Annotated in this window: 17 protein-coding genes and 4 pseudogenes; 9 read left to right on the top strand and 12 right to left on the bottom strand. The window is 60.4% G+C overall.

Annotated elements, in window-relative coordinates; translation table 11 throughout:
- Positions 1-64: 64 nt before the first annotated feature.
- The 3 genes and pseudogenes from AB4N76_RS25800 to AB4N76_RS25790 form a co-directional block, all read right to left on the bottom strand.
- Positions 65-1,507: a catalase gene (locus tag AB4N76_RS25800; RefSeq protein ID WP_305879761.1), complete on the bottom strand. Its 1,443-nt coding sequence runs from the start codon at positions 1,505-1,507 to the stop codon at positions 65-67.
- Positions 1,508-1,579: 72 nt separating this feature from the next.
- A pseudogene (locus tag AB4N76_RS25795) lies at positions 1,580-2,403 on the bottom strand (alpha/beta fold hydrolase).
- Positions 2,404-2,434: 31 nt separating this feature from the next.
- The gene (locus tag AB4N76_RS25790; RefSeq protein WP_077430403.1) at positions 2,435-3,010 is read right to left on the bottom strand and encodes a flavodoxin family protein; all 576 of its coding nucleotides are present in this window, start codon (positions 3,008-3,010) and stop codon (positions 2,435-2,437) included.
- A gap of 368 nt (positions 3,011-3,378) precedes the next feature.
- Between AB4N76_RS25790 and AB4N76_RS25785 the strand changes: the two are divergent.
- A pseudogene (locus AB4N76_RS25785) lies at positions 3,379-6,182 on the top strand (ATP-binding protein).
- Here the strand turns inward: AB4N76_RS25785 and AB4N76_RS25780 are convergent.
- Together AB4N76_RS25780 and AB4N76_RS25775 are read right to left on the bottom strand one after the other, a co-directional pair.
- Positions 6,171-7,640: an ATP-binding protein gene (locus tag AB4N76_RS25780; RefSeq protein WP_046027999.1), complete on the bottom strand. Its 1,470-nt coding sequence runs from the start codon at positions 7,638-7,640 to the stop codon at positions 6,171-6,173. The pseudogene AB4N76_RS25785 and the gene AB4N76_RS25780 overlap by 12 nt on opposite strands.
- Positions 7,641-7,826: 186 nt before the next feature.
- Complete coding sequence (locus tag AB4N76_RS25775) at positions 7,827-8,777, bottom strand: GlxA family transcriptional regulator (protein ID WP_046028000.1); 951 nt, start codon at positions 8,775-8,777, stop codon at positions 7,827-7,829.
- 334 nt (positions 8,778-9,111) lie between these two features.
- Between AB4N76_RS25775 and AB4N76_RS25770 the strand changes: the two genes are divergently transcribed.
- On the top strand, positions 9,112-9,834 hold the full coding sequence (locus tag AB4N76_RS25770; protein WP_046028001.1) for a pirin family protein: 723 nt from the start codon (positions 9,112-9,114) through the stop codon (positions 9,832-9,834).
- Positions 9,835-9,996: 162 nt separating this feature from the next.
- Here the strand turns inward: AB4N76_RS25770 and AB4N76_RS25765 are convergent.
- Positions 9,997-10,873 (bottom strand): annotated as a pseudogene (locus AB4N76_RS25765) (LysR family transcriptional regulator).
- Positions 10,874-10,986: 113 nt separating this feature from the next.
- Between AB4N76_RS25765 and AB4N76_RS25760 the strand changes: the two are divergent.
- From AB4N76_RS25760 to AB4N76_RS25750, 3 genes are all read left to right on the top strand, one after another.
- Positions 10,987-12,198 carry a YbfB/YjiJ family MFS transporter gene (locus AB4N76_RS25760; RefSeq protein ID WP_460163723.1) on the top strand — a complete coding sequence of 404 codons (1,212 nt, stop codon included), beginning with the start codon at positions 10,987-10,989 and terminating at the stop codon, positions 12,196-12,198.
- Between the two features lie 57 nt (positions 12,199-12,255).
- The gene (locus AB4N76_RS25755; protein ID WP_046028004.1) at positions 12,256-13,254 is read left to right on the top strand and encodes an NAD(P)H-quinone oxidoreductase; all 999 of its coding nucleotides are present in this window, start codon (positions 12,256-12,258) and stop codon (positions 13,252-13,254) included.
- A 202-nt stretch (positions 13,255-13,456) separates the two neighbouring features.
- Positions 13,457-14,410: an alpha/beta hydrolase gene (locus AB4N76_RS25750; RefSeq protein ID WP_046028005.1), complete on the top strand. Its 954-nt coding sequence runs from the start codon at positions 13,457-13,459 to the stop codon at positions 14,408-14,410.
- Here the strand turns inward: AB4N76_RS25750 and AB4N76_RS25745 are convergent.
- Both AB4N76_RS25745 and AB4N76_RS25740 read right to left on the bottom strand, forming a co-directional pair.
- Positions 14,382-16,196, bottom strand: coding sequence for an ABC transporter ATP-binding protein (locus AB4N76_RS25745; protein ID WP_223523688.1), 1,815 nt, complete (start codon positions 16,194-16,196; stop codon positions 14,382-14,384). The two genes, AB4N76_RS25750 and AB4N76_RS25745, sit on opposite strands and share 29 nt — an antisense overlap.
- On the bottom strand, positions 16,193-17,212 hold the full coding sequence (locus AB4N76_RS25740) for an AraC family transcriptional regulator (RefSeq protein WP_223523686.1): 1,020 nt from the start codon (positions 17,210-17,212) through the stop codon (positions 16,193-16,195). The genes AB4N76_RS25745 and AB4N76_RS25740 overlap by 4 nt, the downstream gene beginning before the upstream one ends.
- 167 nt (positions 17,213-17,379) lie before the next feature.
- Here AB4N76_RS25740 and AB4N76_RS25735 point away from each other — a divergent pair, with 167 nt between their 5' ends.
- From AB4N76_RS25735 to AB4N76_RS25720, 4 genes are all read left to right on the top strand, one after another.
- Positions 17,380-18,231: a 3-hydroxybutyryl-CoA dehydrogenase gene (locus tag AB4N76_RS25735; RefSeq protein WP_046028009.1), complete on the top strand. Its 852-nt coding sequence runs from the start codon at positions 17,380-17,382 to the stop codon at positions 18,229-18,231.
- Positions 18,218-18,820 carry a TetR/AcrR family transcriptional regulator gene (locus AB4N76_RS25730; RefSeq protein ID WP_077430408.1) on the top strand — a complete coding sequence of 201 codons (603 nt, stop codon included), beginning with the start codon at positions 18,218-18,220 and terminating at the stop codon, positions 18,818-18,820. Before AB4N76_RS25735 ends, AB4N76_RS25730 begins: the two co-directional genes overlap by 14 nt.
- 183 nt (positions 18,821-19,003) lie before the next feature.
- Positions 19,004-19,417: a VOC family protein gene (locus tag AB4N76_RS25725; RefSeq protein ID WP_046028011.1), complete on the top strand. Its 414-nt coding sequence runs from the start codon at positions 19,004-19,006 to the stop codon at positions 19,415-19,417.
- 115 nt (positions 19,418-19,532) lie between these two features.
- Positions 19,533-19,961, top strand: coding sequence for a hypothetical protein (locus AB4N76_RS25720; protein WP_046028012.1), 429 nt, complete (start codon positions 19,533-19,535; stop codon positions 19,959-19,961).
- Positions 19,962-19,982: 21 nt separating this feature from the next.
- Here AB4N76_RS25720 and AB4N76_RS25715 read toward each other — a convergent pair.
- The 4 genes and pseudogenes from AB4N76_RS25715 to AB4N76_RS25700 form a co-directional block, all read right to left on the bottom strand.
- Positions 19,983-21,208, bottom strand: a pseudogene (locus AB4N76_RS25715) (RtcB family protein).
- A gap of 16 nt (positions 21,209-21,224) precedes the next feature.
- A complete protein-coding gene (locus tag AB4N76_RS25710; RefSeq protein ID WP_460163722.1) occupies positions 21,225-22,244 on the bottom strand; it encodes an ABC transporter substrate-binding protein in 1,020 nt (339 codons plus the stop codon).
- 116 nt (positions 22,245-22,360) lie between these two features.
- On the bottom strand, positions 22,361-22,576 hold the full coding sequence (locus AB4N76_RS25705; RefSeq protein ID WP_046028014.1) for a TOBE domain-containing protein: 216 nt from the start codon (positions 22,574-22,576) through the stop codon (positions 22,361-22,363).
- Positions 22,577-22,711: 135 nt separating this feature from the next.
- On the bottom strand, positions 22,712-23,614 hold the full coding sequence (locus AB4N76_RS25700) for an SH3 domain-containing protein (protein ID WP_077430410.1): 903 nt from the start codon (positions 23,612-23,614) through the stop codon (positions 22,712-22,714).
- Positions 23,615-23,621: the final 7 nt, after the last annotated feature.

Genomic DNA, 23,621 nt, shown 5'->3' with positions numbered 1-23,621 from the left:
GACAGCCGCTACAAGCCGAACGCAAGCTCGACAGCTGCTACAAGCCGAACTAGCTGCTACAGGGTTAACCCAGCGGGACCAGACGTTCCAACGCCTCAGCCACGCCGAACCCATACGCCGGATCTGCCTTGGTGCAGTTCTCGATATGGCGCTGACGAATCGCCCGTGGCACGCCATTCATGGCCCGCGCGGTGTTGTCGAACAGCAACTGCTTGCGCACCGGGTCCAGCAACCGGAACAGGTTCCCCGGTTGCTCGTAGTGGTCATTTTCCAGCCGATGGTCATAGTGCTGGGCGAAGCCTTCCACTGGCAGCGGCGGATCGGCCAGCTCTGGCGAATCCTGCCACTCGCCCACGCTGTTGGGGAAGTAACTGGCAGTGCCACCGAGGTTGCCATCGGTGCGCATGGCGCCGTCGCGGTGGTAGCTGTTCGCCGGGGAGCGCGGTGCGTTGACCGGGATGTGATTGAAATTCACACCGAGGCGATAGCGTTGGGCATCACCATAGGAAAACAGCCGCGCCTGGAGCATGCGGTCAGGCGAAAAACTCACGCCCGGCACCACGTTGGCTGGCGAAAACGCCGCTTGTTCGATTTCGGCGAAGTGGTTCTCGGCGTTGCGATTGAGCTCCATGATGCCGACCTCGATCAGCGGAAACTCGCCGTGAGGCCACACCTTGGTCAGGTCGAACGGGTTGTGCCGGTACGTGTTGGCCTGCTCTTCTTCCATCACCTGGATGCACAGTTTCCAGCGCGGAAAATTGCCCTGTTCGATGACTTCATACAGGTCGCGCAGATTGCTTTCGCGGTCCCTGCCGACCACTGCTTGCGCCTCGGCATCCGAGAGGTTTTCGATGCCTTGCTGACAGACAAAATGAAACTTCACCCACACCCGTTTGTTGTCGCGGTTGATCAGGCTGAAGGTGTGACTGCCAAAGCCGTGCATATGGCGAAAGCTGGTGGGAATCCCGCGATCACTCATCACGATGGTCACCTGGTGCAGCGCCTCGGGCAGCAGGCTCCAGAAATCCCAGTTGCTGGTGGCGTTACGCAGACCGGTACGCGGATCGCGCTTGACTACATGGTTAAGGTCCGCAAAACGCAGCGGATCGCGGAAGAAGAACACCGGCGTGTTGTTGCCGACGATGTCCCAGTTGCCTTCGTCGGTGTAGAACTTCACCGCAAAACCCCGGATGTCACGCTCGGCATCCGCTGCGCCGCGCTCGCCGGCCACCGAGGAAAAACGCACGAACAGCGGTGTTTGCTTGCCCACGGCACTGAAGATACTGGCCTTGGTGTAGTCACTGATGTCATGGGTGACGGTAAATGTGCCGTAGGCGCCAGCGCCCTTGGCATGCATGCGGCGTTCGGGGATGACCTCGCGGTCGAAGTGGGCGAGTTTTTCCAACAACCAGATGTCTTGCAGGAGTGCCGGGCCGCGGGGGCCGGCGGTCTGGATATTAAGGTTATTGACCACCGGGGCGCCGGTGGCGTTGGTCAGCTTTTTCATGATCATGTACTCGATGGATTGCTGCTCATCAGGAGCGAAAACCGGCGCGGATCTACGCCCGCGCCGGGGACATCAACCCTTGAGAAACGCCAACAAATCAGTGTTGAGCTGATCCTTGTGGGTATCAGTCAATCCATGGGGGGCCCCGGGTAGACTTTGAGCGTAGATCCTTTGACCAATTTTGCCGAAGCAATGCCCGACGCTTCGATCGGCACCACCTGGTCCGCATCGCCGTGCACCACCAGAGTTGGCACGTCGAATTTCTTCAAGTCTTCGGTGAAGTCGGTTTCGGAAAAAGCCTTGATGCAGTCGTAGGCGTTCTTGTGGCCGGAGGTCATGCCTTGCATCCAGAACCAGTCGATCATGCCCTGTGACGGCTTGGCGTCCGGTTTGTTGAAACCGAAAAACGGGCCGCTGGCGAGGTCGATGTACAGCTGCGAACGGTCGACCAGCGATGCCTGGCGAATGCCGTCAAACACCTCGATCGGCAGGCCACCGGGGTTGGCTTCGGTCTTGAGCATCAGCGGCGGCACCGAAGAAATCAGCCCGGCCTTGGCCACCCGGCCCGTTCCGTGGCGACCGATGTAGCGCGCCACTTCACCGCCCCCGGTGGAGAAACCGAACAGCACGGCGTTTTGCAGGTCCAGCAACTCGATCAATTGCGCCAGGTCGTCGGCGTAGGTGTCCATGTCGTTGCCGGTCCACGGCTGGCTGGAGCGCCCGTGACCACGGCGGTCATGGGCGATGACCCGGTAACCTTTGGAGGCCAGGAACAACATCTGTGACTCCCAACTGTCAGCGTTCAACGGCCAGCCGTGGCTGAAGACGATGGGCTGACCGGTGCCCCAATCCTTGTAGTAAATCTCGGTGCCGTCTCGAGTGGTGAACGTGCTCATGCGATTGCTCCTTAGTGAGTGTCGGGGTGTATCAAAGCGGTGAGGAATTCATGCGTGCGGCCAGCCGTGCAACGCGCTCGCCCAGGTGCGCGGCGGTGCAGCGATCTTCGGGCGGCGGGGCCAGCTCGGGAGGTTGTTCGACATTCGACTGGGACATGGCCCCCAGCGAGCTGCCCAGGCGATTCATCTGCCCATCAAACACGCCGGTGCCGGAGCGCGCCGGCAGCAGGTCGAGACCGACCCAGATCATTGAGTGCTGGGCGGCGAATACCGCCATCTGCAGCAAAGTGTTGAGTTTGTCGCCGCACAGGCTGCCGGAGTTGGTGAACCCGGCGGCCAGTTTGTCGCGCCAGGGTTGGGCCAGGTAAAACGCCGCGGTGGCCTCCATGAACCCTTTGAACGGCGCCGAAGCGCTGCCCATGTAAGTCGGAGCGCCGAAGATGATGGCGTCGGCATGGTGCAGTTGATCCCAGTGGCCTTGCACTTCCTCGACAGGGATCAACTGGCAGGTGCTGCCCAGGTGGCGCTCCACTCCTTGGGCGACAGCGTGCGCCATGACGCGGGTGTGCCCGTAGCCGCTGTGATAGACCACCACTACGTTGCTCATTCCGGCGTCCTTATGACAAATTGAATCCTTGAAGGCGCTGTAGCCGCTGTCGAGTGAAACGAGGCAGCGATTTTTGATCGCCAAGATCGCAGCCTCGTTTCACTCGACAGCGGCTACAGGTCCCATGGGACGAGAGTTTTGGGCGCGGACCAGACTCAACACGAGTTAAACGTTGTTAATTTTCCCTGGCGCACCAAAAGCCGTAACCCCGGCTTTGTTACCGTAAACACGGCCTCTGCCGCGTGGCCGGTAGCGGCCGTCGGGGCGGACACCCCGCAGTCACTCGCGCCGCGCATTGCGTTGCCGCGAAAACCTGAGGAATATGCTCGGAAACCGCGTACTAGACGGATGCAGGCAGGAGTGACCCGTTGACCCTTTCCCCTGAACAGGTTGTGCATTTCGGCCCTTACCGGATCTATCCCGGACAACGTCTGGTGATGGAGGCCGACCAGCCTTTGCGCCTGGGCAAGCGTGCCATGGACATTCTGTTGATCCTGCTGGAGCACGCCGGGAATGTGGTCAGCAAGCAGCAATTGATCGCGGCGGTCTGGCCCAGAAGCGTGGTGGAAGACATCAACCTGCGGGTGCACATGGCGGCGCTGCGCAAAGCCCTCGGCGATGGTCAGGCAGGCCAGCGCTACATCATCACCGTGGCACAACGCGGCTACAGTTTTGTCGCGCCCTTCTCGCTGGAGCTGATCGAACAACCGCCCGTACGCAAAGGGCCGGCGCCGAGCGGCCATAACCTGCCTGTGCGCCGTACCCGCCTGATCGGTCGCCAACCCTTGGTTGACAGTCTGGTCTCGCGATTGGCTCACCTGCGGTTCATCACCCTCGTCGGCCCCGGCGGCATCGGCAAGACCACCGTGGCCCTGCGCGTCGCCGAACAATTGATCGGACGCTACCGGGACGGTATTCGCTTGCTGGACCTGGCCCCGATCAACGACCCGAGAATGATCAGCAGTCATCTGGCGACGCTGCTGGAGGTGTCCTTGCCCGACGCCGACCCCATGAACGGCCTGGCGATGTTCCTGCGCGACCGGCAAATGTTGCTGGTGATCGACAACTGCGAACATCTGGTCGACACCCTCGCGGTGCTCTGCGAAACCCTGCTGCGTGGCGCGCCGCAGGTGCACATTCTGGCCACCAGTCGCGAAAGCCTGCGGGCTGAAGGCGAATATGTTCAGCGTCTTGAATCGCTGGACTGTCCGCCACCCATTGCAGTGCTGGACCGCGCTCAGGCGTTGACGTTTTCGGCCCTGCAATTGTTTGTCGAGCGGGCGATGGCCAGCCACGACAGCTTTGAACTGAGCGATGCAGACCTACCGTTGCTGGTCGACATCTGCCATCGCCTGGATGGCATTCCGTTGGCCATCGAACTGGCCGCCGCGCAAGTCGGCCACTTTGGCTTGAGCGGATTGCTGGATCAGCTACAGGACAGTTTTCGCCTGCTGACCCAAGGGTGTCAGCCGGCATTGGGCCGACACCAGACATTGCGCGCTACGCTCGACTGGAGCTTCGAACTGCTGACGACGTGCGAGCAAACCTGCCTGCGCCGACTCGGCGTATTCCGGGGTGGCTTCACCCTGGAATCAGCGGCGGCGGTGATCGTCGGCGAACACATCGATCCCGACAGGGTCTTTGGCGTAATCACCCAACTGGTGGCCAAATCGCTGTTGAGCGTGGAAGTGGGCGACGAAGACGTGTACTACCGCCTGCTCGACACCACGCGCCACTATGCCCTGGAAAAACTCGACCAGGCCGCCGACTTGCCGGACACCCGCGTGCGCCATGCCGAACGTTGCCTGGCCTTGATGCATCAGGCCCGGAGCGATTGGGAACACATCCCAACCCGCCTGTGGATCGAGCGTTATGCCCGGACCCTGGAAGACATTCGTTCGGCCCTCGACTGGGGGTTGAATACGCAACGCCAACAGGCCCTGGCGATTCGCCTTGTCGCAACGTCGACGCCGCTCTGGCAGGAACTGTCGTTGCTCAAGGAGCACGGCGATTATGTGCGCAAGGCGCTGGCATTGCTCGATGCGACGCCCGAGCCCTGCTGTCATCTGCACATGAACCTGAAGCTTGCCCTCGGCGCCTCCTGCTACCACCTCCAGGGGGGACCGCTGAAACCATCGACGCCTTCGTCGGCGCCAGAGCCCTCGCCAATCAGTGTGGTGACTTGACCGGTCAACTACGAGCGCTGTCCGGGTACATGGCGGTCAATCTCAGTTGCGGCAACTATCAAATGGCACTGGAACAGAGCCTGCAGTTCAATCGGCTGGGCAAACATGAGGACACCGTGCTGTCGCTGAGCACACACCGTTTACGCGTGCTGGCCCTGCATTTTTCGGGTGATCAAGAACAAGCACGGATGAATGCCGAACAAGTGATCCAGCGCATGGCCCAGAGCGGCCACCTCAACCGCTTCACCCTTGGTTTTGGCGTGCAATACGATCAGAGCGTTGCCGCCCTGACGATTCTGGCGCGCATCCTGTGGTTGCAGGGCCGACCGGAACAGGCCTGGCGCACCGCCCGGCAGGCACTGGACATCGCGATCCAGATCAACCATGGCACCTCCATCTGCTACACCCTGGCCCTGGCCGGTTGCCTGATCGCCCACTACAACGGTGACACCCGCACCGCCCGCGAACTCCTGCGCCTGCTGCTGGAACAAGCGCAGAAACATTCGGTGCTGCTGTTCCACACGTGGGCGCGGCACTACGCGCAGGTGATTGACCAGACCCAAGCGCACTTGCCGCCCCCACCGGGCAGCGGGTTGATCAAGGACATCATGGTCACGCTGGACAGCGGTTTCGTCGATGACGCCTTGCAGCAGCGAGCAGATACCGGCACCGCAGGCTGGAGCACCGCAGAAATCCTGCGGGCCAGGGCGAGCGCGCTGCTGACCGAGGATTGCCCGCTGAAAACCGAGGCCGCCGAAGCCGTGCTGATCAGGGCCCTGAATGTCGCCAGAACCCAGGGCGCTCTCGCCTGGGAACTGCGCAGCGCCACCTCGCTGGCACAGCTTTGGCAGCGTCAGGGCCGCTATCGGCCAGCCCATGAGCTGCTGGAGCCGATTTACCAGCGATTCACCGAAGGCTTTTCCACGCCGGACCTGACAAAAGTCCGCCGGTTACTCGACGAGTTGCAACGCCATCTACCTGCCTGACGCTTTGCGCGCCCGGTTGATGTAACGGGTGTAGCGCCTTTCGACTTCGGGCAATTGACCACCGTGTTCGAGCTTTTCCAGGGCGTACGCGCGGGTGGTGTAGAGGAGCCGGTAACGGGTCACCCCACTGCCCTGCTCCCGCGACAACAGCGATTTGAGCGCCAGGTGTTGCATCGCTTCGATCAAGCGACCGGGTTGCCACACCGCACAACTGATCACCCCCATGGCGGCGTCCAGGGTGAAGGCCTTTTTGAATACGGCCAGGCGTTGCAACACCGTTTGCTCCAACGGGCTCAGCTGTTCATAGCTCCAGTCCAGCGCAGCTTTCAAGGTTTGATGCCGGGGAACGGCGGTGCGCCGGCCCTGGGTCAGTAGCTGGAAACAGTTGTCGAGCTGGGCTTGCAAGCCGACCAGCGCCAACGCATCGATTTGCGTGGCGGCCAGTTCAATGGCCAGCGGTAAACCATCGAGCCGGCGGCAAATTTCACACACCGCCATGAGGTCTTGTTCGCGCAGGACAAAGCCTTGTTGACGGGCACGGGCGCGACTGACGAACAGTTGCACGGCTGAATAGCCCATGACTTCGGTGACACTGAGTACAGCGCCAGCGGGCGGCACCGCCAATGGCGGCAGATGCAGGATGGTTTCCCCCGAGGCCCGCAGCGGTTCACGGCTGGTGGCCAGAATCGACAGCCGGGGCGCCGCAACCAGCAAGCTTTCGACCAATGTGCGACAGCGCTCCAGCAGGTGCTCGCAGTTGTCGAGCACCAGCAACGTATGGCGTTGCGCCAACACCTCGAGAGTAGCCCCGACGTCCAGTTCAAGGGTGCGCGCCAGGTGGGCAATCACTTGCGCCGGATCATCAATCGTCGACAGATCCACCAGCCAGACGCCGTCCTCATAGTGCTGCAACAGCAGCTCGGCAACGCGCAATGCCACGGTGGTTTTACCGATGCCGGCGGGACCAACCAGCGTCATCAGACGTCGCACCGGCAATTGCCGGACCAGACTGCCGACAATCGAGTCTCGACCGGTCACCGGCATGAGCCGCGCAGGCAGGTTGTGCTGAGCGTTCTGAACGGTCTGAATCGCAATGGGTGCGCCCGCCGGCAGGTGCTGCACCGGGGCAACAAAGCTGTACCCGCGCTGGGGAATATTGACGATATAGCGCTGACCATTCTGACCATTCTGCCCGTCGCCAAGGGCGCGGCGCAGCGCGGCGATGTGCACGCGCAGGTTGATTTCTTCGACCACCGACGTCGGCCAGACCTGGGCGATCAATTCGTCTTTGCTGACCACCGTCCCGGCACGCTCGACCAGCACCTGCAAAATATCCAGGGCCCGCCCACCCATGCGCAGCGGCCGTTCACCGTCGAGAATCAGCCGTTGGTGCTGGTGAAACGCGTAGGGGCCGAAATGCAGCACCGCTTCGCTGTTTAAATCTCTGAGGCTGTTCATGCACGTTCGCGTGCTGAAAACCTGGCCCGGCTTAACGTGCTGCAATCGTCCATCGCACTCGCCCTCCAGGCTCCCGCACCTCCATCGCAAAGAGTTAAGGGGGTATCTTGGCAGGCCTGCGTGACGGTACAACTGCCACGGAGGGAGCGTCACGGCCATCAGGGTGCGTGCAACGGACACAACGCTCTAGCTGAACTGTTCGCGGTATTGGCTGGGGGTCAAACCGAGTTTTTCACTGAACAGGAAACGCATGTGCCGCACACTGCCAAAGCCGCTTTTGAAAGCCACGGTCTTGAGCGGTGAGTCGCAGGTTTCCAACAAGCTGCGGGCGTGGTCGATGCGCGCGTTTTGCAGGAACTCCATCGGCGTCATATGCACTTCCCGGGCAAACACCCGGGTGAAATGCCGCGCACTCATGGTTGCCAGGCTGGCCATGCGTTCGATGCTGAACGCTTCATCCAGGTGTTCGAGTACATAGTTCTGCACCCGGGTAATCGGCGTTTCATGCGGGGCAACCGTGGCCATCAATGGGCTGAATTGCGCCTGCCCGCCCTGACGTTTCATCACCACCAGCAGCACTTTAGCCACGTCCTGCGCGACTTTCTTGCCATGGTCTTCGGCCACGACCGCCAGCGCCAGGTCAATGCCGGCGGTCACGCCGCCGGAGGTGATTAGATTGCGGTCCTGAACGTAGATTTGATCGGTCTCCACCGTGGCCTTGGGAAAGCCTTTGATCAAACGTTCGGTGTAGTGCCAGTGGGTGGTCACGCGGTAACCGTCCAGCAAACCGGCATGCCCCAGGACAAAGGCGCCGGTGCAGATCGAACCGTAGCGCCCGGCACGGCTTACGGCGCCCTTGAGCCAGGCGAGCAACGGCGGATGTTTTTCGTTATAGGCACCGGGACCGCCCGGCACCAGCAGCAAGTCGTAACCCTCGATCGCCTGATCAATGTGCAAATCGGCCTGAACGCGAACGCCGTTGGAGGCACGCAGCGCGCCAGCCTCGGTGCCGATGGTCGTCAGCTCGTAACAATCAGCCGGCGCCAGGTATCGGTTGGCGATGGAAAACACCTCCATGGGACCGGCCATGTCGAGCAGGAGGAAGCCCGGGAACAACACTACAGCTACGGTTTTCATGGGCTAAGAGTCACTGAAGTCAAAAAAGAATACTGGCCAGACACCGGTCCCTGTAGGAGCGTGCCTGCTCGCGATGGCGTCGGCAACGTCAACATTGATGTCGACTGATACTCCGCTATCGCGAGCAGGCTCACTCCCACAGGGTTAGGGGTACGGCATTAAAAGGATGCTGTGCATTATGGCTAATCGTGGCGTTGGCGTCCGTGATCCTTTGCACACAACTGTCAACCTGAAAGAGACAGTATTTCAATTTTCATCTACTTATTGCACAAACCAGTAACCATTAACCTTCTCCTCACTCGGACGAATCAACGTCCCAACAGGAGATTTCATCATGCTGACCCTTCGCAAAGCCTCTGATCGCGGCGCGGCCAATCACGGTTGGTTGAAGTCGTTCCATACCTTTTCCTTCGCCAACTATCGCAACCCGAAAGAACAGGGTTTTTCCGATCTGTTGGTGATCAACGATGACCGCGTGGCGGCCGGCAAAGGCTTTGGCCAGCACCCCCACCGCGACATGGAGATTTTCTCCTACGTGCTCGACGGCGCACTGGAACACAAGGACACCCTGGGCACCGGTTCGGTGATCCGCCCGGGTGACGTGCAGTTGATGAGCGCCGGCAGTGGCGTGGCGCACAGCGAGTACAACCACTCGGCAACACGCCCCGTGCACTTTCTGCAGATCTGGATCGTGCCTGAAGTGAGCGGCGCCAAACCGCGTTATCAGCAAGAGCACTTCAGCACGCAAAAGAAACGCGGACGCCTGCAACTGATCATTTCCCCGGACGGCGCCAAGGGCTCGCTGAAAGTGCGCCAGGATGCCCGGGTGTACGCCGCGCTGATTGATGGCAAGGAAAGCGCCACGCTTGAGCTGGCCGCCAACCGCTATGCCTATGTGCATGTGGCCCGTGGCAGTGTCGAACTCAACGGTGTGTCGTTGCAGGCAGGCGACGGCGTGCGGGTTCGCGATGAGCAGGTGCTGACGTTGAGCAATGGCGTGGACGCCGAAGTGTTGGTGTTCGACCTGCGCCCGCATGAACTGCCTGAAATGCCGTAACAGTCACCCACGATCCCTGTAGCAGTTGGCGAAGCCTGCGTCCGGCTGCGAAGCAGTCGCAAACCCAGCGCATGCGGTCTGTCATTTAGACCGCTGCGTTTGAAATCACGACTGCTTCGCAGCCGGACGCAGGCTTCGCCAGCTGCTACAGGTTGTGTGCGGTCACTCCCCCGTACCGGAAAACCCCGCGACAATTTCATCAATGACCGCCCGCACCCGCGCGGTGTGCCGCAAGTCGGCGTGGGTCACCAGCCAGATGTCATACGGCAGCGGTCGCGTGCGCTCCGGCCAGAGCCTGACCAGCCCGTCCCTCTCCCCCAAGTACACTGGCACTTCCCCCAACCCGATCCCCGCCGCGATGGAGCGACGCACCAGCAGGCTGGAACTCAGGCTCGACACAATCCGCCCGCGCGCCAGTGGTTCCGACACCAGCGTCATCTCCTTGTTGCCTTGCAGGTACGGCTGATACACCACCAGATCATGCCCTTCAAACGCCGAGCCCGGCTCCGGCACCCCGTTGGCTTGCACATACGCCCGGGACGCAAACAGCCCCACCGGCCAGCGGGCAATTCGTCGGGCGATCAGGTCCGGGTTATCCGGTCGGGTGTTGCGCACAGCGATGTCCGCTTCGCGTTTCGACAGGCTGAGAAACTGCGTCGAGGCGTCCAATTGCACCCGCACATCGGGATGCTGCTGATGCAGGCGCGCAATGGCCGGGATCAGGAAGTCGATGGCCATCGAATCCGTGGTGGTGACCCGGACGAGGCCGGTCAACCGGTCGTCCAGCCCTTGAATCTGACGCTGCAGTTCCAGCGCCGAGCGCTCCATTTTTTCCACTGCCGCCAACGCCGCCTCGCCGACTGCGGTCAGTGCATAGCCCTCAGAGGTGCGCAGAAACAACGTGGCACTCAATGACTTTTCCAGCGCAGTGATGCGCCGGCCCACCGTGGCCTGATCGACCCCCAGCACCCGCGCCGCACCCCCGAAGGGTCGATTCTCGGCACACCGCCAGAAATACCCGTGCGTCATCCCAGTTCATGCGGCGCCCCTAGCGATGCAATTTCGCATCACGATAACGCAAAATCGCTGCGTTATTGCATCAATCAATCGCGATAGGCTGAAGGCCAGCATCCACCTCACTGGACCCTTCTCATGCACAGCACATCGACTACTCCGCGCAACGCGATCTGGCTGCCGATCTTCGCCGGTCTCAGCGCCAGCCTGGTCAGCATTGGCCTGGCGCGGTTCGCGTACACGCCACTGATTCCATCGCTGATCCAGGCGCACTGGTTTTCCACCCGCGACGTGGTTTACCTCGGTGCCGCCAATCTGGTCGGCTATTTGATTGGTGCCCTGATTGGTCGCCCCGTTGCGCAACGCACCTCCAACAAAACCGCGCTGCGGCTGATGATGGTGGCCGTGACCCTGTCATTCTTTGCCTGTGGCTTTCCCCTGTCGGTGAGTTGGTTCTTCGGTTGGCGCCTGCTGTCGGGCATTGCCGGTGGCGCGATCATGGTGCTGGTGGCCGCCACCGTCTTGCCGCATGTCCCGGCATCCCGCCGGGGGCTGGCCAGTGGTGCGATTTTTCTGGGTATTGGCCTGGGCATTGCCGGTTCGGGGACGATTGTCCCGCCGTTATTGAGCCTCGGCTTGCAACAGACCTGGTTCGGGCTTGGTCTGCTGTCCTTGTTGCTGACCGCTGCCAGTTGGTTCGGCTGGCCGTCAGACACTCACCACACCGCCGTCACGCCCTCCGTCGAGGAACCCAAGACAGCCACTGACCGGAACGTTTACCTGTTGTTCGCTCAATACGCGCTCATGGCCGCCGGGCTGGTGCCAGCCATGGTGTTCCTGGTGGATTACGTGGCTCGTGGCCTCGGTGCCGGGCCGCACGTCGGTGCGCTGATTTGGGTGATGTATGGCCTTGGCGCGATTATCGGGCCGGTGAGTTACGGATTTCTGGCGGATCAACTGGGCGCGAAGATGAGTATTCGGCTGGTGCTGGTGGTGCAGGCGATTGCCGTTGGCCTGCTGTCGATTTCCAGCTCCTTTACCGCTTTGGCGTTGCTGGCGGTGATTATCGGCTCGTTCCCGCCGGGCATCGTCCCGCTGGCGCTGGCACGGGTTCACGAACTGATTCCCCAGCATCACCAGCAGCAAATGGCCTGGAGTCGTGCGACGGTTTCGTTTGCAACGTTTCAGGCCATCGCCGGGTTTGCCTATTCGGCACTGTTTAACGCCAGCGGCGGTCATCACGCCATGTTGTTTGTCATCGCAGCCGGTGCGATTGTGGTTGCACTGTTGCTGGAACACGTCACGCGGTTACTGAACCGTCGTGAGGGTTTGCTGCCCGCTTTGAACTGAATCACCGACACCTTGATGCGGTCCCACTTTATGACTTCTTCGTTCCAGGAATTCGACATGACATTGCCCCAAACCATGACCCTGATTGAAATCACCGAGCCCGGCGGCCCCGAGGTGTTGAAACCGCGCCAGGAACCGGTGCCGACCCCGGGTGCGGGCGAAGTGCTGATTCGCGTGCACGCTGCCGGGGTCAATCGCCCCGACGTGATCCAGCGCGCCGGCAAGTACCCGATGAAGCCCGGCATGAGTCCAATCCCCGGGCTGGAAGTGGCCGGCGAAGTGGTGGCGATCGGTACGGACGTCAGCGAGTTTATCGTTGGCGATAAGGTCTGCGCGCTGACCAACGGCGGCGGCTACGCACAATATTGCGTGGTACCGGCCAGCCAGACGCTGCCGATCCCGCAAGGGATGGACTGGGTGCACGCGGCGGCGATCCCGGAAACCTTTTTCACGGTGTGGGCCAACCTGTTCGACATGGGCGGCGCCAGCAAAGGCCAGCGCGCATTGATTCACGGCGGCACCAGTGGCATCGGCACCACCGCGTTGATGCTGTGTCGCGAGTTCGGCGTCAAGGCATTCGCCACTGCCGGCAGTGAGGAAAAGTGTGCGGTGATCCGCCAGTTGGGGGCTGAGCCGATCAACTACCGCGATCAGGATTTTGCCGACGTCATCGCGCAAAAAACCGCTGGCAAAGGCGTGAACGTGATCCTCGACATCATGGGCGGCTCGTACCTGAACCCGAACATCGCCGCCTTGGGCATGGAAGGTCGACTGGTGATGCTGGGGTTTCTCGGCGGCGCTCATGCCAAGGATGTCGACCTGCTGGCGATCATGGCCAAACGCGCAATCATCACCGGCTCCCTGTTGCGCTCACGCACCCGCGAAGAAAAGGCCTCGATTGCCGAGCAACTGCGTGAATACGTCTGGCCAGTGCTCGCCGCCGGGCGGTGCCTGCCGATGATCGACAAGGTCTATGCGCTTGCCGATGCGTCGCAGGCGCATGCGCGGATGGAGGGAGGTGATCACGTTGGCAAGATTGTGTTGACGGTGGATTGATCGAGATGGGTTTAGGCAGTGATGGCCCCATCGCGAGCAAGCCCGGCTCCTACAGTGGTTTTGTGAACACTGTAGGAGCCGGGCTTGCTCGCGATGGGGGCGCTAATTCACCACCCAGTTTCCTACGACCGTCGAAATTGTTCCCACCCCCGGCATGCATCTGTTAAAAACCGTCCTTTCCTGCCCACTTTCCGGACGCCGCATGTTGTCGAGTTTGATGAATCGCTTTCGCCGACGCTGGCTGCCGCTGCTGTGCATGGCCCTAGTGATCGTTGGCCTGCCAGTGAGTTGCGGCGTGCTCAAGTACAAAGAGCGCGAGCTGTTGTTTCGCATCGAACCGGGCACGGCAGGCTGGTATCGCGGCTTGCCGAGCGATGTCCAGGAGTTCGACATCAAACCCGCCAGTTTCAAGGCCGGGCAAAACCTGCATGCGTGGTGGTGGCCGGCCGCACGCCGTGATGCACCGTCGATCCTCTACCTGCACGGAGTGCGCTGGAACCTTACGGGCCAGGCGTTTCGCATCGAGCAATTGCGCGCCATGGGCTATTCAGTGCTGGCCATCGATTACCGTGGATTTGGCCAGAGCAAAGGTGATTTGCCGTCCGAAGCCAGTGTCTACGAAGACGCCCGCGTTGCCTGGGAGCGCTTCACCCAGATGCAACCAGACGCCAATAAGCGCCTGATCTACGGCCACTCCCTGGGCGGCGCAGTGGCCATCGACCTCGCGGCAGACCTGGCCGCACAAGCAAAAAAACAACACGCCGAGGTGCCGGTGCGCGGCCTGGTGATCGAGTCCACGTTCACTTCGCTGGGCGATGCCGTGGCCCAAGTGGCCAACAGCAACCTGCCGGTGAACTGGCTGCCGGTGCGTTGGCTGGTGTCGCAGAAATTCGATTCCATCGACAAGATCGTCGACATCAACATGCCGCTGCTGGTGGTCCATGGCCTGGCCGATGCGTTCATGCCGTCGCGCTTCAGCCAGCAATTGTTCAACGCCGCCAATGAACCCAAGCGCCTGCTGCTGGTGCCCGGCGGGACGCACAACAACAGCATGAGTCTGGGCGGTACGCTGTATCGCCAGGCCATCGAGCGCTTGATGAAAACCAAACCAACGCAAGTGGCCGGGCCTAGCGGTAACCCCGGGCTTGCAGGTTGAATAGCTGCGCGTAGCGCCCACCGGCGTTCACCAGCGTGTCGTGATCGCCACGTTCGAGGATGGTCCCCTGGTCCAGCACGATGATGTGATCGGCGTTACGCACGCTGGAAAACCGGTGGGAAATCAGCAACGTCATCCGGTCTTCGGTGTGCTCGCTGAAATGCTCGAACACCGCCGCTTCCGCTGCCGGGTCGAGGGCTGATGTCGGCTCGTCGAGAATCAGGATGTCGGCGTCGCGACGCATGTAGGCGCGCGATAGCGCGATCTTTTGCCACTGCCCGCCGGACAGCTCCTGCCCACCGGCAAACCAGCGTCCCAACTGCGTGGCATACCCTCGATCCAGACGCTCGATGAACGGCGCGGCCATGCCCTGCGCCGCTGCGTCTTGCCAGCGCTGTTCATCGTTGAACGCCAGCGTGTCGCCGACGCCGATGTTTTCGCCGACCGAGAATTGGTAGCGGATGTAATCCTGAAAAATCACCCCGATGCGCTGGCGCAGCGCGTCCTCTTTCCATGCCTGCAAGTCACTGCCGTCGAGCAGGATTCGGCCCTGATCGGGCCGATACAGGCGGGTCAGCAATTTGATCAGCGTAGTCTTGCCCGACCCGTTCTCCCCCACCAGCGCCAGACTGCGCCCAGGAACCAGGTGCAGGTCGATGCCTTCCAGCGCCGCACGACTCGCCCCCGGATAACGGAAGCCGACGCTCTCGAAACGCAGACCATCGCCGGGCACGGCACCCTCGGTGAGATACCCGGAATCGGCAACCACCGGTTCGGCCAGGTATTCATAAAGGCTGGACAGGTACAGACCGTCTTCATACAGACCACTGATGGCGCTCAAACTGCTGCTGACCGCGGTTTGCCCCTGTTTGAACAACACCAGGTACATGGTCATTTGCCCCAGGCTGATGTTGCCGTGAACGGCATCGACCACCACCCACGCATAGGCCAGGTAAAACGCCGCTGTACCGAGCAGGCCGAGGACAAATCCCCAGCTATCACGACGCAACGTCAAGCGACGGTCTTCGGCGTAGAGACGGGCAAACGTGTCGCGGTAACGCTGCAACAACAGCGGCGCGAAGCCGAACAGTTTGACCTCTTTGATATAGCCCTCGTGGGAGAGCAGCGTCTCAATGTAAGTCTGCTGCCGACTCTCGGGCGCCCGACGCGTGAACAGCCGAAAAGCATCCCCGGAAAAATGCGCTTCGGCGAAGAACACCGGTAATGCACCCACCACCAACAGCACCAGCGCCCACGGTGAAAAGTGCACCAGCAACACGCCAAAGCTGATCAGCACAATCAGGTTCTGGATCAGCCCCAACGACTTCATCACCAGCGCCAGCGGCCGCGTCGAAGCCTCGCGCCGCACCCGTACCAGCTTGTCGTAAAACTCGGAGTTCTCGAACTGCACCAACGACAACGTCTGGGCTTTCTCCAAAATCATCGTGTTGACCTTCTGCCCCAACTGCACGCGTAACAGCGACTGCTGAACCGACAATGCCCGTTGAGTCGCGGACAACAACGCCAACACCCCAGCCTCCATCAGTACATAACGCACCACCGGCCACAACGGCGCACTGCCCTGCTGCGCATGCAACTGCATCGCGTGGACCACCGCGTCGACAATGCGCTGCCCCAGCCATGCGGCCAGCGCCGGGAGTACACCGGCGATCAGGGTGGCGAGGACCAGGCCCAGGAATAGACCGCGAGAGGTGCCCCAGACCAGCAGCAGAGCGCGTCGGGCCTGGTCGAGTAAGGTGGTGAGGCGGTCAACAGCAAGGTTCAATCCGGACACTCCACCTGAAACCGCGCCCGATACCGCCCCGGGCTCTCCCCCGTCCATTTCTTGAACGCTCGATGGAACGCGCTCGGTTCCTGAAAGCCCAGTTGTTCAGCGATGTCGCTGATGCTCGCGCGGCTCTCACGCAACTGCTCGAAGGCAACGCCACGGCGCACTTCATCCTTGATCTCCTGATACGAGCACCCTTCGCGCTCCAGTTTGCGGCGAAAGGTGCTGGGGCTCAGGTGTTGTTCGAGGGCGAAGGCCTGCAAGGTCGGCCATTCGCTGTAATCGCTGTTGCGCAGGCGCTGGTGGACTTGCGAGGCAAGGCCATGCTGGTTGCGGAAACGGATCACCAGCCATTGCGGGGCCGTGCGCAGAAAGACTTTGAGTGAAGCCAGGTCCTGCACCACCGGCAGGCGCAGGTAATGGCTGGCGAATTCGATTTCGGTGCGCTCGGCGCCGAAGGTCAGGTTGGGGCCCCACAACAAACGGTCGTCGCTGAGGGAAACGCGCTCGTGACGAAAGTCCGCGCGGTCGATGGGGATGCGCCGCCCGCCCAGCCAGCACAACAGGCTGATCATCAGCACCAGGAACGTCTCTTCGCCAAAACGGCTGACGTCGTCGTTTTGCGCGTGGGTGTCGAGGCTGATGATCGCGCGCTTGCCGCGCACGGTCAGCGTGCCACGAAAGTCGCGCAGGAACAGGGCGAAATTGGCCAGGCACTGGCGCATGGCTTTGTGCAGGTCGGGTTCCTGAATCAAGGCGCGACAGATCAAGGCGAAACTGCCCGGCGGCATGCCATGGGAGTCGAGGCGGAAAAACTCGTCGTCCAACTCACGGATCTGAATCAGCCACAGCGCGGCAAACGCGCTGGCCGGCACCCGCGCCGTAGGCTGATCCATCAACGCCGGGTCGATACCGGCCTGTTCCAACGCTGCGTTCAGGCGCTGTGGATGCTGCGCCAGCGCATGGATCATTGCCTGCACGAAATAAACCGCGACCGAGTCCTTTTCCCGCATGTGAACGTTTCGCTCCCTATCACTTGAAATGGCAAAAAACACCAGCACCGTTGAACAGTTGCGGCATAGGACAACCGACCTGCCGGTTCTAGACTCGCGGCCAATAGTACGCCTTCGACCGTAGCAACGGCCAAGGTATCGCAAGGTTTGACCGTAAGGACGGGAACATGAATCTGCAAAACATTGGGGTGATCGGCGCGGGCACCATGGGCAACGGGATTGCGCAGGTCTGTGCGCTGGCCGGCTTCAACGTGACCCTGATCGATATTTCCGAGAGTGCCCTGCAAAAGGCCCTGGCGACCGTCGGCAAAAACCTTGATCGTCAGGTCGCCAAGGAAACGCTGAGCCAGGAGCAGAAACTCGCCGCCCTCGACAAGATTCGCACCAGCACCGATTACGCCAGCCTGCAGAACGCGCAACTGGTGATCGAAGCGGCCACCGAAAACCTCGACTTGAAATTGCGCGTGCTGCACCAAATTGCCGCGCAGGTCAGTGCCGAGTGCGTGATTGCCTCCAACACGTCGTCGCTGTCGATTACTCAACTGGCCGCCAGCGTCAGCCAACCTGAGCGCTTCATCGGCCTGCATTTCTTCAACCCGGTGCCGGTGATGGGCCTGATTGAAGTGATTCGCGGCCTGCAAACCAGCGATGCCACGCATGCGCTGGCCCTGGACATGGCGACCACCCTGGGCAAAACCGCGATCACCGCCGGCAACCGCCCGGGCTTCGTGGTCAACCGGATTCTGGTGCCGATGATCAACGAAGCCGTTCTGGTGCTTCAGGAAGGCCTGGCCAGTGCCGAGGATATCGACGCCGGCATGCGCCTGGGCTGCAACCAGCCAATCGGCCCGCTGGCCCTGGCGGACCTGATCGGTCTGGATACCCTGCTGGCCATCATGGAAGCCTTCTACGACGGCTTTAACGACAGCAAATACCGCCCTGCTCCGTTGCTCAAGGAAATGGTTGCCGCCGGCTATCTGGGGCGCAAGACAGGACGTGGCTTCCATGCCTATGCCTGAGCGTTGCTCGCGCTTTGCCGAATACCGGGACACCGTGCTGGAGTTGTTCGCCAGCAAGGGTTTCGGTCAGGTCGGCATGCGTGAGCTGGCGACGTGCCTGGGGCTCTCCCCGGGCTCGTTGTACCACCATTACCCGAGCAAGCAGCACTTGCTGCTCGACTTGATCGAAGAGTTCTACGAAGAGCTGCTGTCGACCCTGGACCGCCTCGATCAAAAGGGCTCGGCGAAACGCGACAAGCTGCAGCTGCTGATCCGCGCGCATTTGAATTTGCACCGGGAAATGCCCTGGCATTTTCGCCTGGCGGAACGCGACAGCGGTTGCCTCAATGACGAGCAACAGGCGCGAGTCCGGCAATTGCGCGAACAATACGAACACCGGTTGCTGCTGATGCTCGGCAGCAAAACCCGGGTCGGCGAACAGGCGCAACGTGCCACAGCGCACGCCATCGCCAACTTGCTCAACAGTGCCCCCGGTTGGCTGATGCAACATCCGCTGAATGACCATGAGCGCGATGAAATGCTGGAAAACCTGGTGAGCGGCGCCATCGAACGCTTGCTGCGGCCTTCGGCGCCACGCGCAGTGGCCTGAAAACCTGACGCAATGTCTGGTCGCGCATACCCGAAGCCATAAAACGCCGCGTTTCAATAGAAAAAACGTCTAAACGAATTTTGCCAAACCCGCCCTCTAACGCTTTGCTGTTTGTGTTCAATCACTGCGGAGCCGGCACTGAGTCCGCCACCCTCCGCCTCCTTCCGTGACCGGGAGTAAAACATGAAAATCAATCCTTACCTGATCTTCAATGGCAACTGCAAAGCAGCCTTTACTTTCTATGCGCAAAGCCTGCCCGGCGAAATCGAAGCCATGTTGACGTTCGGTGAAACACCGGCCGGCGAACACGTGCCGACAGACCTCCACGACCTGATCCTTCACACCCGCCTGGTGGTGGGCGATCAGGCGATCATGGGCTCGGACACCACCCCGGACCGGCCCACGGAGGACATGAGCGGGTGTTCCATCTCATTGAATGTCGACAGCATCGCTGAAGCGGAACGCGTCTTCGCTGCCTTGTCGGAAGACGGCAACGTGCAGATGCCGCTGGAAAAGACATTCTGGGCGGCGCGTTTCGGCATGCTGGTGGATCGCTTCGGTGTGTCGTGGATGGTCAATTGCGAGAAAGACCAGTGAGACGACAAGGCATCAGAAAGCGCGGCCGGTAGCGGTTGGGCTTTCTGGCATCTCCCGGACCGTCTGCTACCGTCAACTAGCCACGTGGCAACGGATTGTTCGGAGGAAAGCCGCTATGCCTGCCCCAGTCACCCCCTGGTCCACCCGCTGCAAAATGACGTTGCTGGCGGGCGGCCTTGTCGGCGCCCTGCTGGCGCTCAACGGTTGCGCCACGATTGATGCCCAAACCACCGCGTATGTCGGTGTGGAACATCCCGCGCCGACACTGGCCGCCGAAGTGGTGGTGCTGCGTGCTGCGCCCGCTCGCCCGTTTGTTCGATTGGGTGAAGTATTGATCGACGCCAGCATCGACCCTGCCCCGCCGATTACCCAAGTCGAAGAAAAACTGAAAGAAGAAACCGCCAAGCTCGGCGGTGATGCCGTGGTGGTGGTTTATGACCAAATCGGGACGGTCGGCGCTTATGTCAGCGGACCGCTGTGGAGCCGCGACATTGAAACGATTCAGGGACGCAAACTCAAAGGCATCGTGATCAAGTACAAGTGATCTGGCGATCAGTCGAAGTGCTCAGCCCTTGACGCAGACCACCTGACGCAAGGTGTGCAGCACTTCGACCAGTTCGCGCTGGGCATGCATCACGTCGTCGATGTTCTTGTAGGCCATCGGAATCTCATCGATGACCGCAGCATCCTTGCGGCATTCCACGTGGGCGGTGGCGCGAATCTGATCGTCGACGGTGAACCGGTTTTTCGCCTGGGTGCGGCTCATGGTGCGGCCGGCACCGTGGCTGCAGGAACAGAATGATTGCTCGTTGCCGAGGCCGCGAACGATGAAGCTTTTCGCGCCCATCGACCCGGGAATAATCCCCAGCTCGCCCTTCTTCGCCGACACCGCCCCTTTGCGGGTTACCAGGATGTCCTCGCCGAAGTGCCGCTCTTTTTGCACGTAGTTGTGGTGACAGTTCACCGCTTCCAGCGCAGCCTCGAAGGTTTTTTGATCACTTGCCGGGTCGCCTGGATCACCGCGTGCATCATCAACGCACGGTTTTGCCTGGCGAAATCCTGTGCCCAGCCTACCGCTTCGACGTAGTCGTTGAAGTGCCGGCTGCCTTCCTTGAAGTACGCCAGGTCGCGGTCCGGCAGGTTGGCGAGGTGCTCGCGCATATCCGCCTGGGCCAGTTGAATGAACAGGTTGCCAATGGCGTTGCCGACACCTCGGGAACCACTGTGCAACATGAACCAGACGCGGTCGGTTTCATCCAGGCACACCTCGATGAAGTGATTGCCGCTGCCCAATGTGCCCAAATGCCCACGGTTGTTGGTCTGGGCGAGTTTCGGGTACTTGTCGGTGATCGCCTTGAAGCGCGAGGCCAGTGCTGACCACGCCTGATCGGCCTGTTTCGGCACGTTGTCCCAGGCGCCTTTGTCGCGAGCGCCACGGCCACCGGTGCGGCCATGGGGCACCGCTTTCTCGATGGCGCAACGCAAACCATGCAGGTTGTCGGGTAAATCCCTGGCGGTCAGCGTCGTGCACGCGGCGATCATGCCGCAACCGATGTCCACACCGACCGCGGCCGGAATGATCGCGCCTTGAGTTGGAATGACGCTGCCGATGGTCGAGCCTTTGCCCAAATGCACGTCAGGCATGACCGCCAGATGCTTGAAGATGAACGGCATCCTGGCGGTGTTGATCAATTGCTGTTTGGCGGCGTCTTCAACCGGGACGCCTTCGGTCCAGAGCTTGATCGGTTTGCCGTGGGCGACGTCCAGCCGTTGGTAGGTCTGTTCTTGCATGATGTCCGGTTTGCTCTCAACTGCCTGCACCGCCATGTGCTTCCTCGAAGAAGTAGTCTTTCCAGCTGCCAGCCTTGTTTTTCAGCACACCCAACGCCTGCAGTTTCTCGGCGTAGATATAGGTTCGCTGTGGCACCACGGTAAAGTCGATTTCCGGGTCGGCGACGATTTTCTCAACCAATGGCAAGGATAGTTTCGATTGCTCCACGCGGATATAGGTCTGCGCGGCTGCGGGCTTGTCAGCCTTGATAATCTGTTCGGCCTCGGCCAGTGCGGCGTAAAACGCCTTGTAGGTTTTCGGGTTCTCATCGTGGAATTTTTCAGTGGTGTACAGCACGTTAAACGTGGCCTGGCCACCCAATATGTCGTAGGAACTCAGCACTTTGTGCACGTTGGGGCTCTGCAATTCCTGGTACTGGAACGGCGGGCTGGAAAAATGCGCGTTGATTTCCGAACCGCCGGCGATCAGCGCCGCTGTCGCGTCCGGGTGGGCCAGGCTGATCGAAATGTCGTCAAATTTTTTGAAGTTGTCCGCGCCAAACTGTCTGGCCGTTTCAATCTGCAGGGTGCGCGACTGGAAACCGACACCCGCTGCCGGTACGGCGATGCGATCCTTTTCAGTGAAGTCTTCGAGCGTTTTAACCTGCGGATTGTTGGTCAGCAGGTAGTTGGGCATCGACCCCAGCGAAGCGATCGCCTTGACGTTTTGTTTGCCCTTGGTCCGATCCCAGATCGTCAGCATCGGCGGGACACCCGCAGACACCACATCCAGCGCGCCAGCCAGCAGCGCCTCGTTCATCGCCGTGGCCCCGGAAATACTGCTCCAGTCGACCTTGATGTCGAGCCCCTGCTCCTTGCCCTGTTTCTCGATGAGTTGCTGGTCACGGACCACATCCAGAATCAGGTAACCGATACCAAATTGCTGGGCAATGCTGATGGTGCCTTCGGCCTGAACAACGGGGCTGAGTAACGCACTCACCGCCGCCACGGAAGTGGCCAATAAGGTCAACGTGGTGCGCTTGAAAAGTGTCGTCATGAAAACCTCGGGGTGACGGAAACGCCAATGCCGATAAGTTAAGGAATGACGCAATCCGTAGCAACTGGCGAAGCCTGCTGCTACGAAGTGCGTGATGGCTGAACTGGCTGACGAATTCAGAGCTTGGCGATCGAGACCTCGGTGGATTTAACGAAGGCAATCACTTCGCTGCCCACTTGCAATTCAAGATCGCGCACCGAGCGTGTCGTAATCACTGAGGTGACGATTCCGGAGGCGGTTTGCACGTCGATTTCGGACACCACTTCGCCTTGTACGATTTCCTTGATGACGCCTTTGAACTGGTTGCGGACGTTGATCGCTTTGATGGTCATGTTGAGGCTTCCTGTCTGATGTCGGGCACCTGCGTACGAAGGTGCAGGCCCTCAAAGTGCACCACCCGCACAAACAACAAAAGGAATAAATAATTATCTATTTATTCCTTTTTTGCATATCAATACTGAAAACGCTCAGGGATGAATCCAGAATGAAAAGCGCCTGAATTTGCTGGCCGTCCACCAGACCACCCCGCCATAGCTGAAATTGTTGCTGCCTGCCTGACTCTGCAAAGGGGTCACCACCACGCCGTTTTTTCTCTGCGCGCGATGATCATCCGTTTCTGGAACGACCGCACAGATATGGCCCGATTGGTTCAAGTCAACTCGCTGACCTGAAATGAAACAGACACTTCCAGCGTTTGCAGCTTCTTGAACCTCATTGATATCGAATGATCGCGTCCAGCCAAAATCACTGCCGAACTCCTCAAACCAATTGTTCAAGCTGTTTGCACTTAACTCGCTCACAGTCTTTTCGTACTGCACCGCGACAGGATTGCCTTTGGCGAGTTCGGCAATGGCTTTGCGGGTCCACCAGACACGAGGCAGATAAACCCCGGCAAGGCAGCAAAAGTCGTAAGCGTAGATATTGCAGTAAGTTTCACTTTTTGACTTCGTATAGCGCGGGTTACTGGCCACCCCCAACCACTCGATGATGCGATGCAAGTCCCGGACTTTTTCCGTTGCACTGCCCTGCGCACGAGATGGCATACCGTTTTCGTTCAAGGGGAACGCCCGCCCCTCGGCTGCTGAGCGCAGTATTGGGTGTTTGGGTGTCAGGTGAGCAGGACTGATAGATGTAGCGGCAGGGAGATTGTCGGGGGCGCCTTCGGGCGCAAGGTATTGACTGTTTACATACCCCGTAACCGACACACCATTGAGCATCGTGCTGACCTGCCACCAGTCAGTTTGGGTACTGTGCACCCCCAGCTTCTCGACCTTTTGCCCTTGGGGCAAAGTAGCCAGTCGATTTTTCGGTGCAACACTCGGTTCGCTGCGTAAGTTGAGGGTACTGGCCGTCACTGTATACGAAGACATCGCTACC

The organism is Pseudomonas sp. S2_F03 (genome assembly GCF_054668335.1).
This window is presented reverse-complemented; position numbering and strand designations above follow the sequence as displayed.

Bases quoted from the DNA above. Each gene is read 5' to 3' on its own strand.
- AB4N76_RS25800 (WP_305879761.1), bottom strand. From the start codon at position 1,507: ATGAAAAAGCTGACCAACGCCACCGGCGCCCCGGTGGTCAATAACCTT.
- AB4N76_RS25790 (WP_077430403.1), bottom strand. From the start codon at position 3,010: ATGAGCAACGTAGTGGTGGTCTATCACAGCGGCTACGGGCACACCCGC.
- AB4N76_RS25780 (WP_046027999.1), bottom strand. From the start codon at position 7,640: ATGAACAGCCTCAGAGATTTAAACAGCGAAGCGGTGCTGCATTTCGGC.
- AB4N76_RS25775 (WP_046028000.1), bottom strand. From the start codon at position 8,777: ATGAAAACCGTAGCTGTAGTGTTGTTCCCGGGCTTCCTCCTGCTCGAC.
- AB4N76_RS25770 (WP_046028001.1), top strand. From the start codon at position 9,112: ATGCTGACCCTTCGCAAAGCCTCTGATCGCGGCGCGGCCAATCACGGT.
- AB4N76_RS25760 (WP_460163723.1), top strand. From the start codon at position 10,987: ATGCACAGCACATCGACTACTCCGCGCAACGCGATCTGGCTGCCGATC.
- AB4N76_RS25755 (WP_046028004.1), top strand. From the start codon at position 12,256: ATGACATTGCCCCAAACCATGACCCTGATTGAAATCACCGAGCCCGGC.
- AB4N76_RS25750 (WP_046028005.1), top strand. From the start codon at position 13,457: ATGTTGTCGAGTTTGATGAATCGCTTTCGCCGACGCTGGCTGCCGCTG.
- AB4N76_RS25740 (WP_223523686.1), bottom strand. From the start codon at position 17,212: ATGCGGGAAAAGGACTCGGTCGCGGTTTATTTCGTGCAGGCAATGATC.
- AB4N76_RS25735 (WP_046028009.1), top strand. From the start codon at position 17,380: ATGAATCTGCAAAACATTGGGGTGATCGGCGCGGGCACCATGGGCAAC.
- AB4N76_RS25730 (WP_077430408.1), top strand. From the start codon at position 18,218: ATGCCTATGCCTGAGCGTTGCTCGCGCTTTGCCGAATACCGGGACACC.
- AB4N76_RS25725 (WP_046028011.1), top strand. From the start codon at position 19,004: ATGAAAATCAATCCTTACCTGATCTTCAATGGCAACTGCAAAGCAGCC.
- AB4N76_RS25720 (WP_046028012.1), top strand. From the start codon at position 19,533: ATGCCTGCCCCAGTCACCCCCTGGTCCACCCGCTGCAAAATGACGTTG.
- AB4N76_RS25710 (WP_460163722.1), bottom strand. From the start codon at position 22,244: ATGACGACACTTTTCAAGCGCACCACGTTGACCTTATTGGCCACTTCC.
- AB4N76_RS25705 (WP_046028014.1), bottom strand. From the start codon at position 22,576: ATGACCATCAAAGCGATCAACGTCCGCAACCAGTTCAAAGGCGTCATC.
- AB4N76_RS25700 (WP_077430410.1), bottom strand. From the start codon at position 23,614: ATGTCTTCGTATACAGTGACGGCCAGTACCCTCAACTTACGCAGCGAA.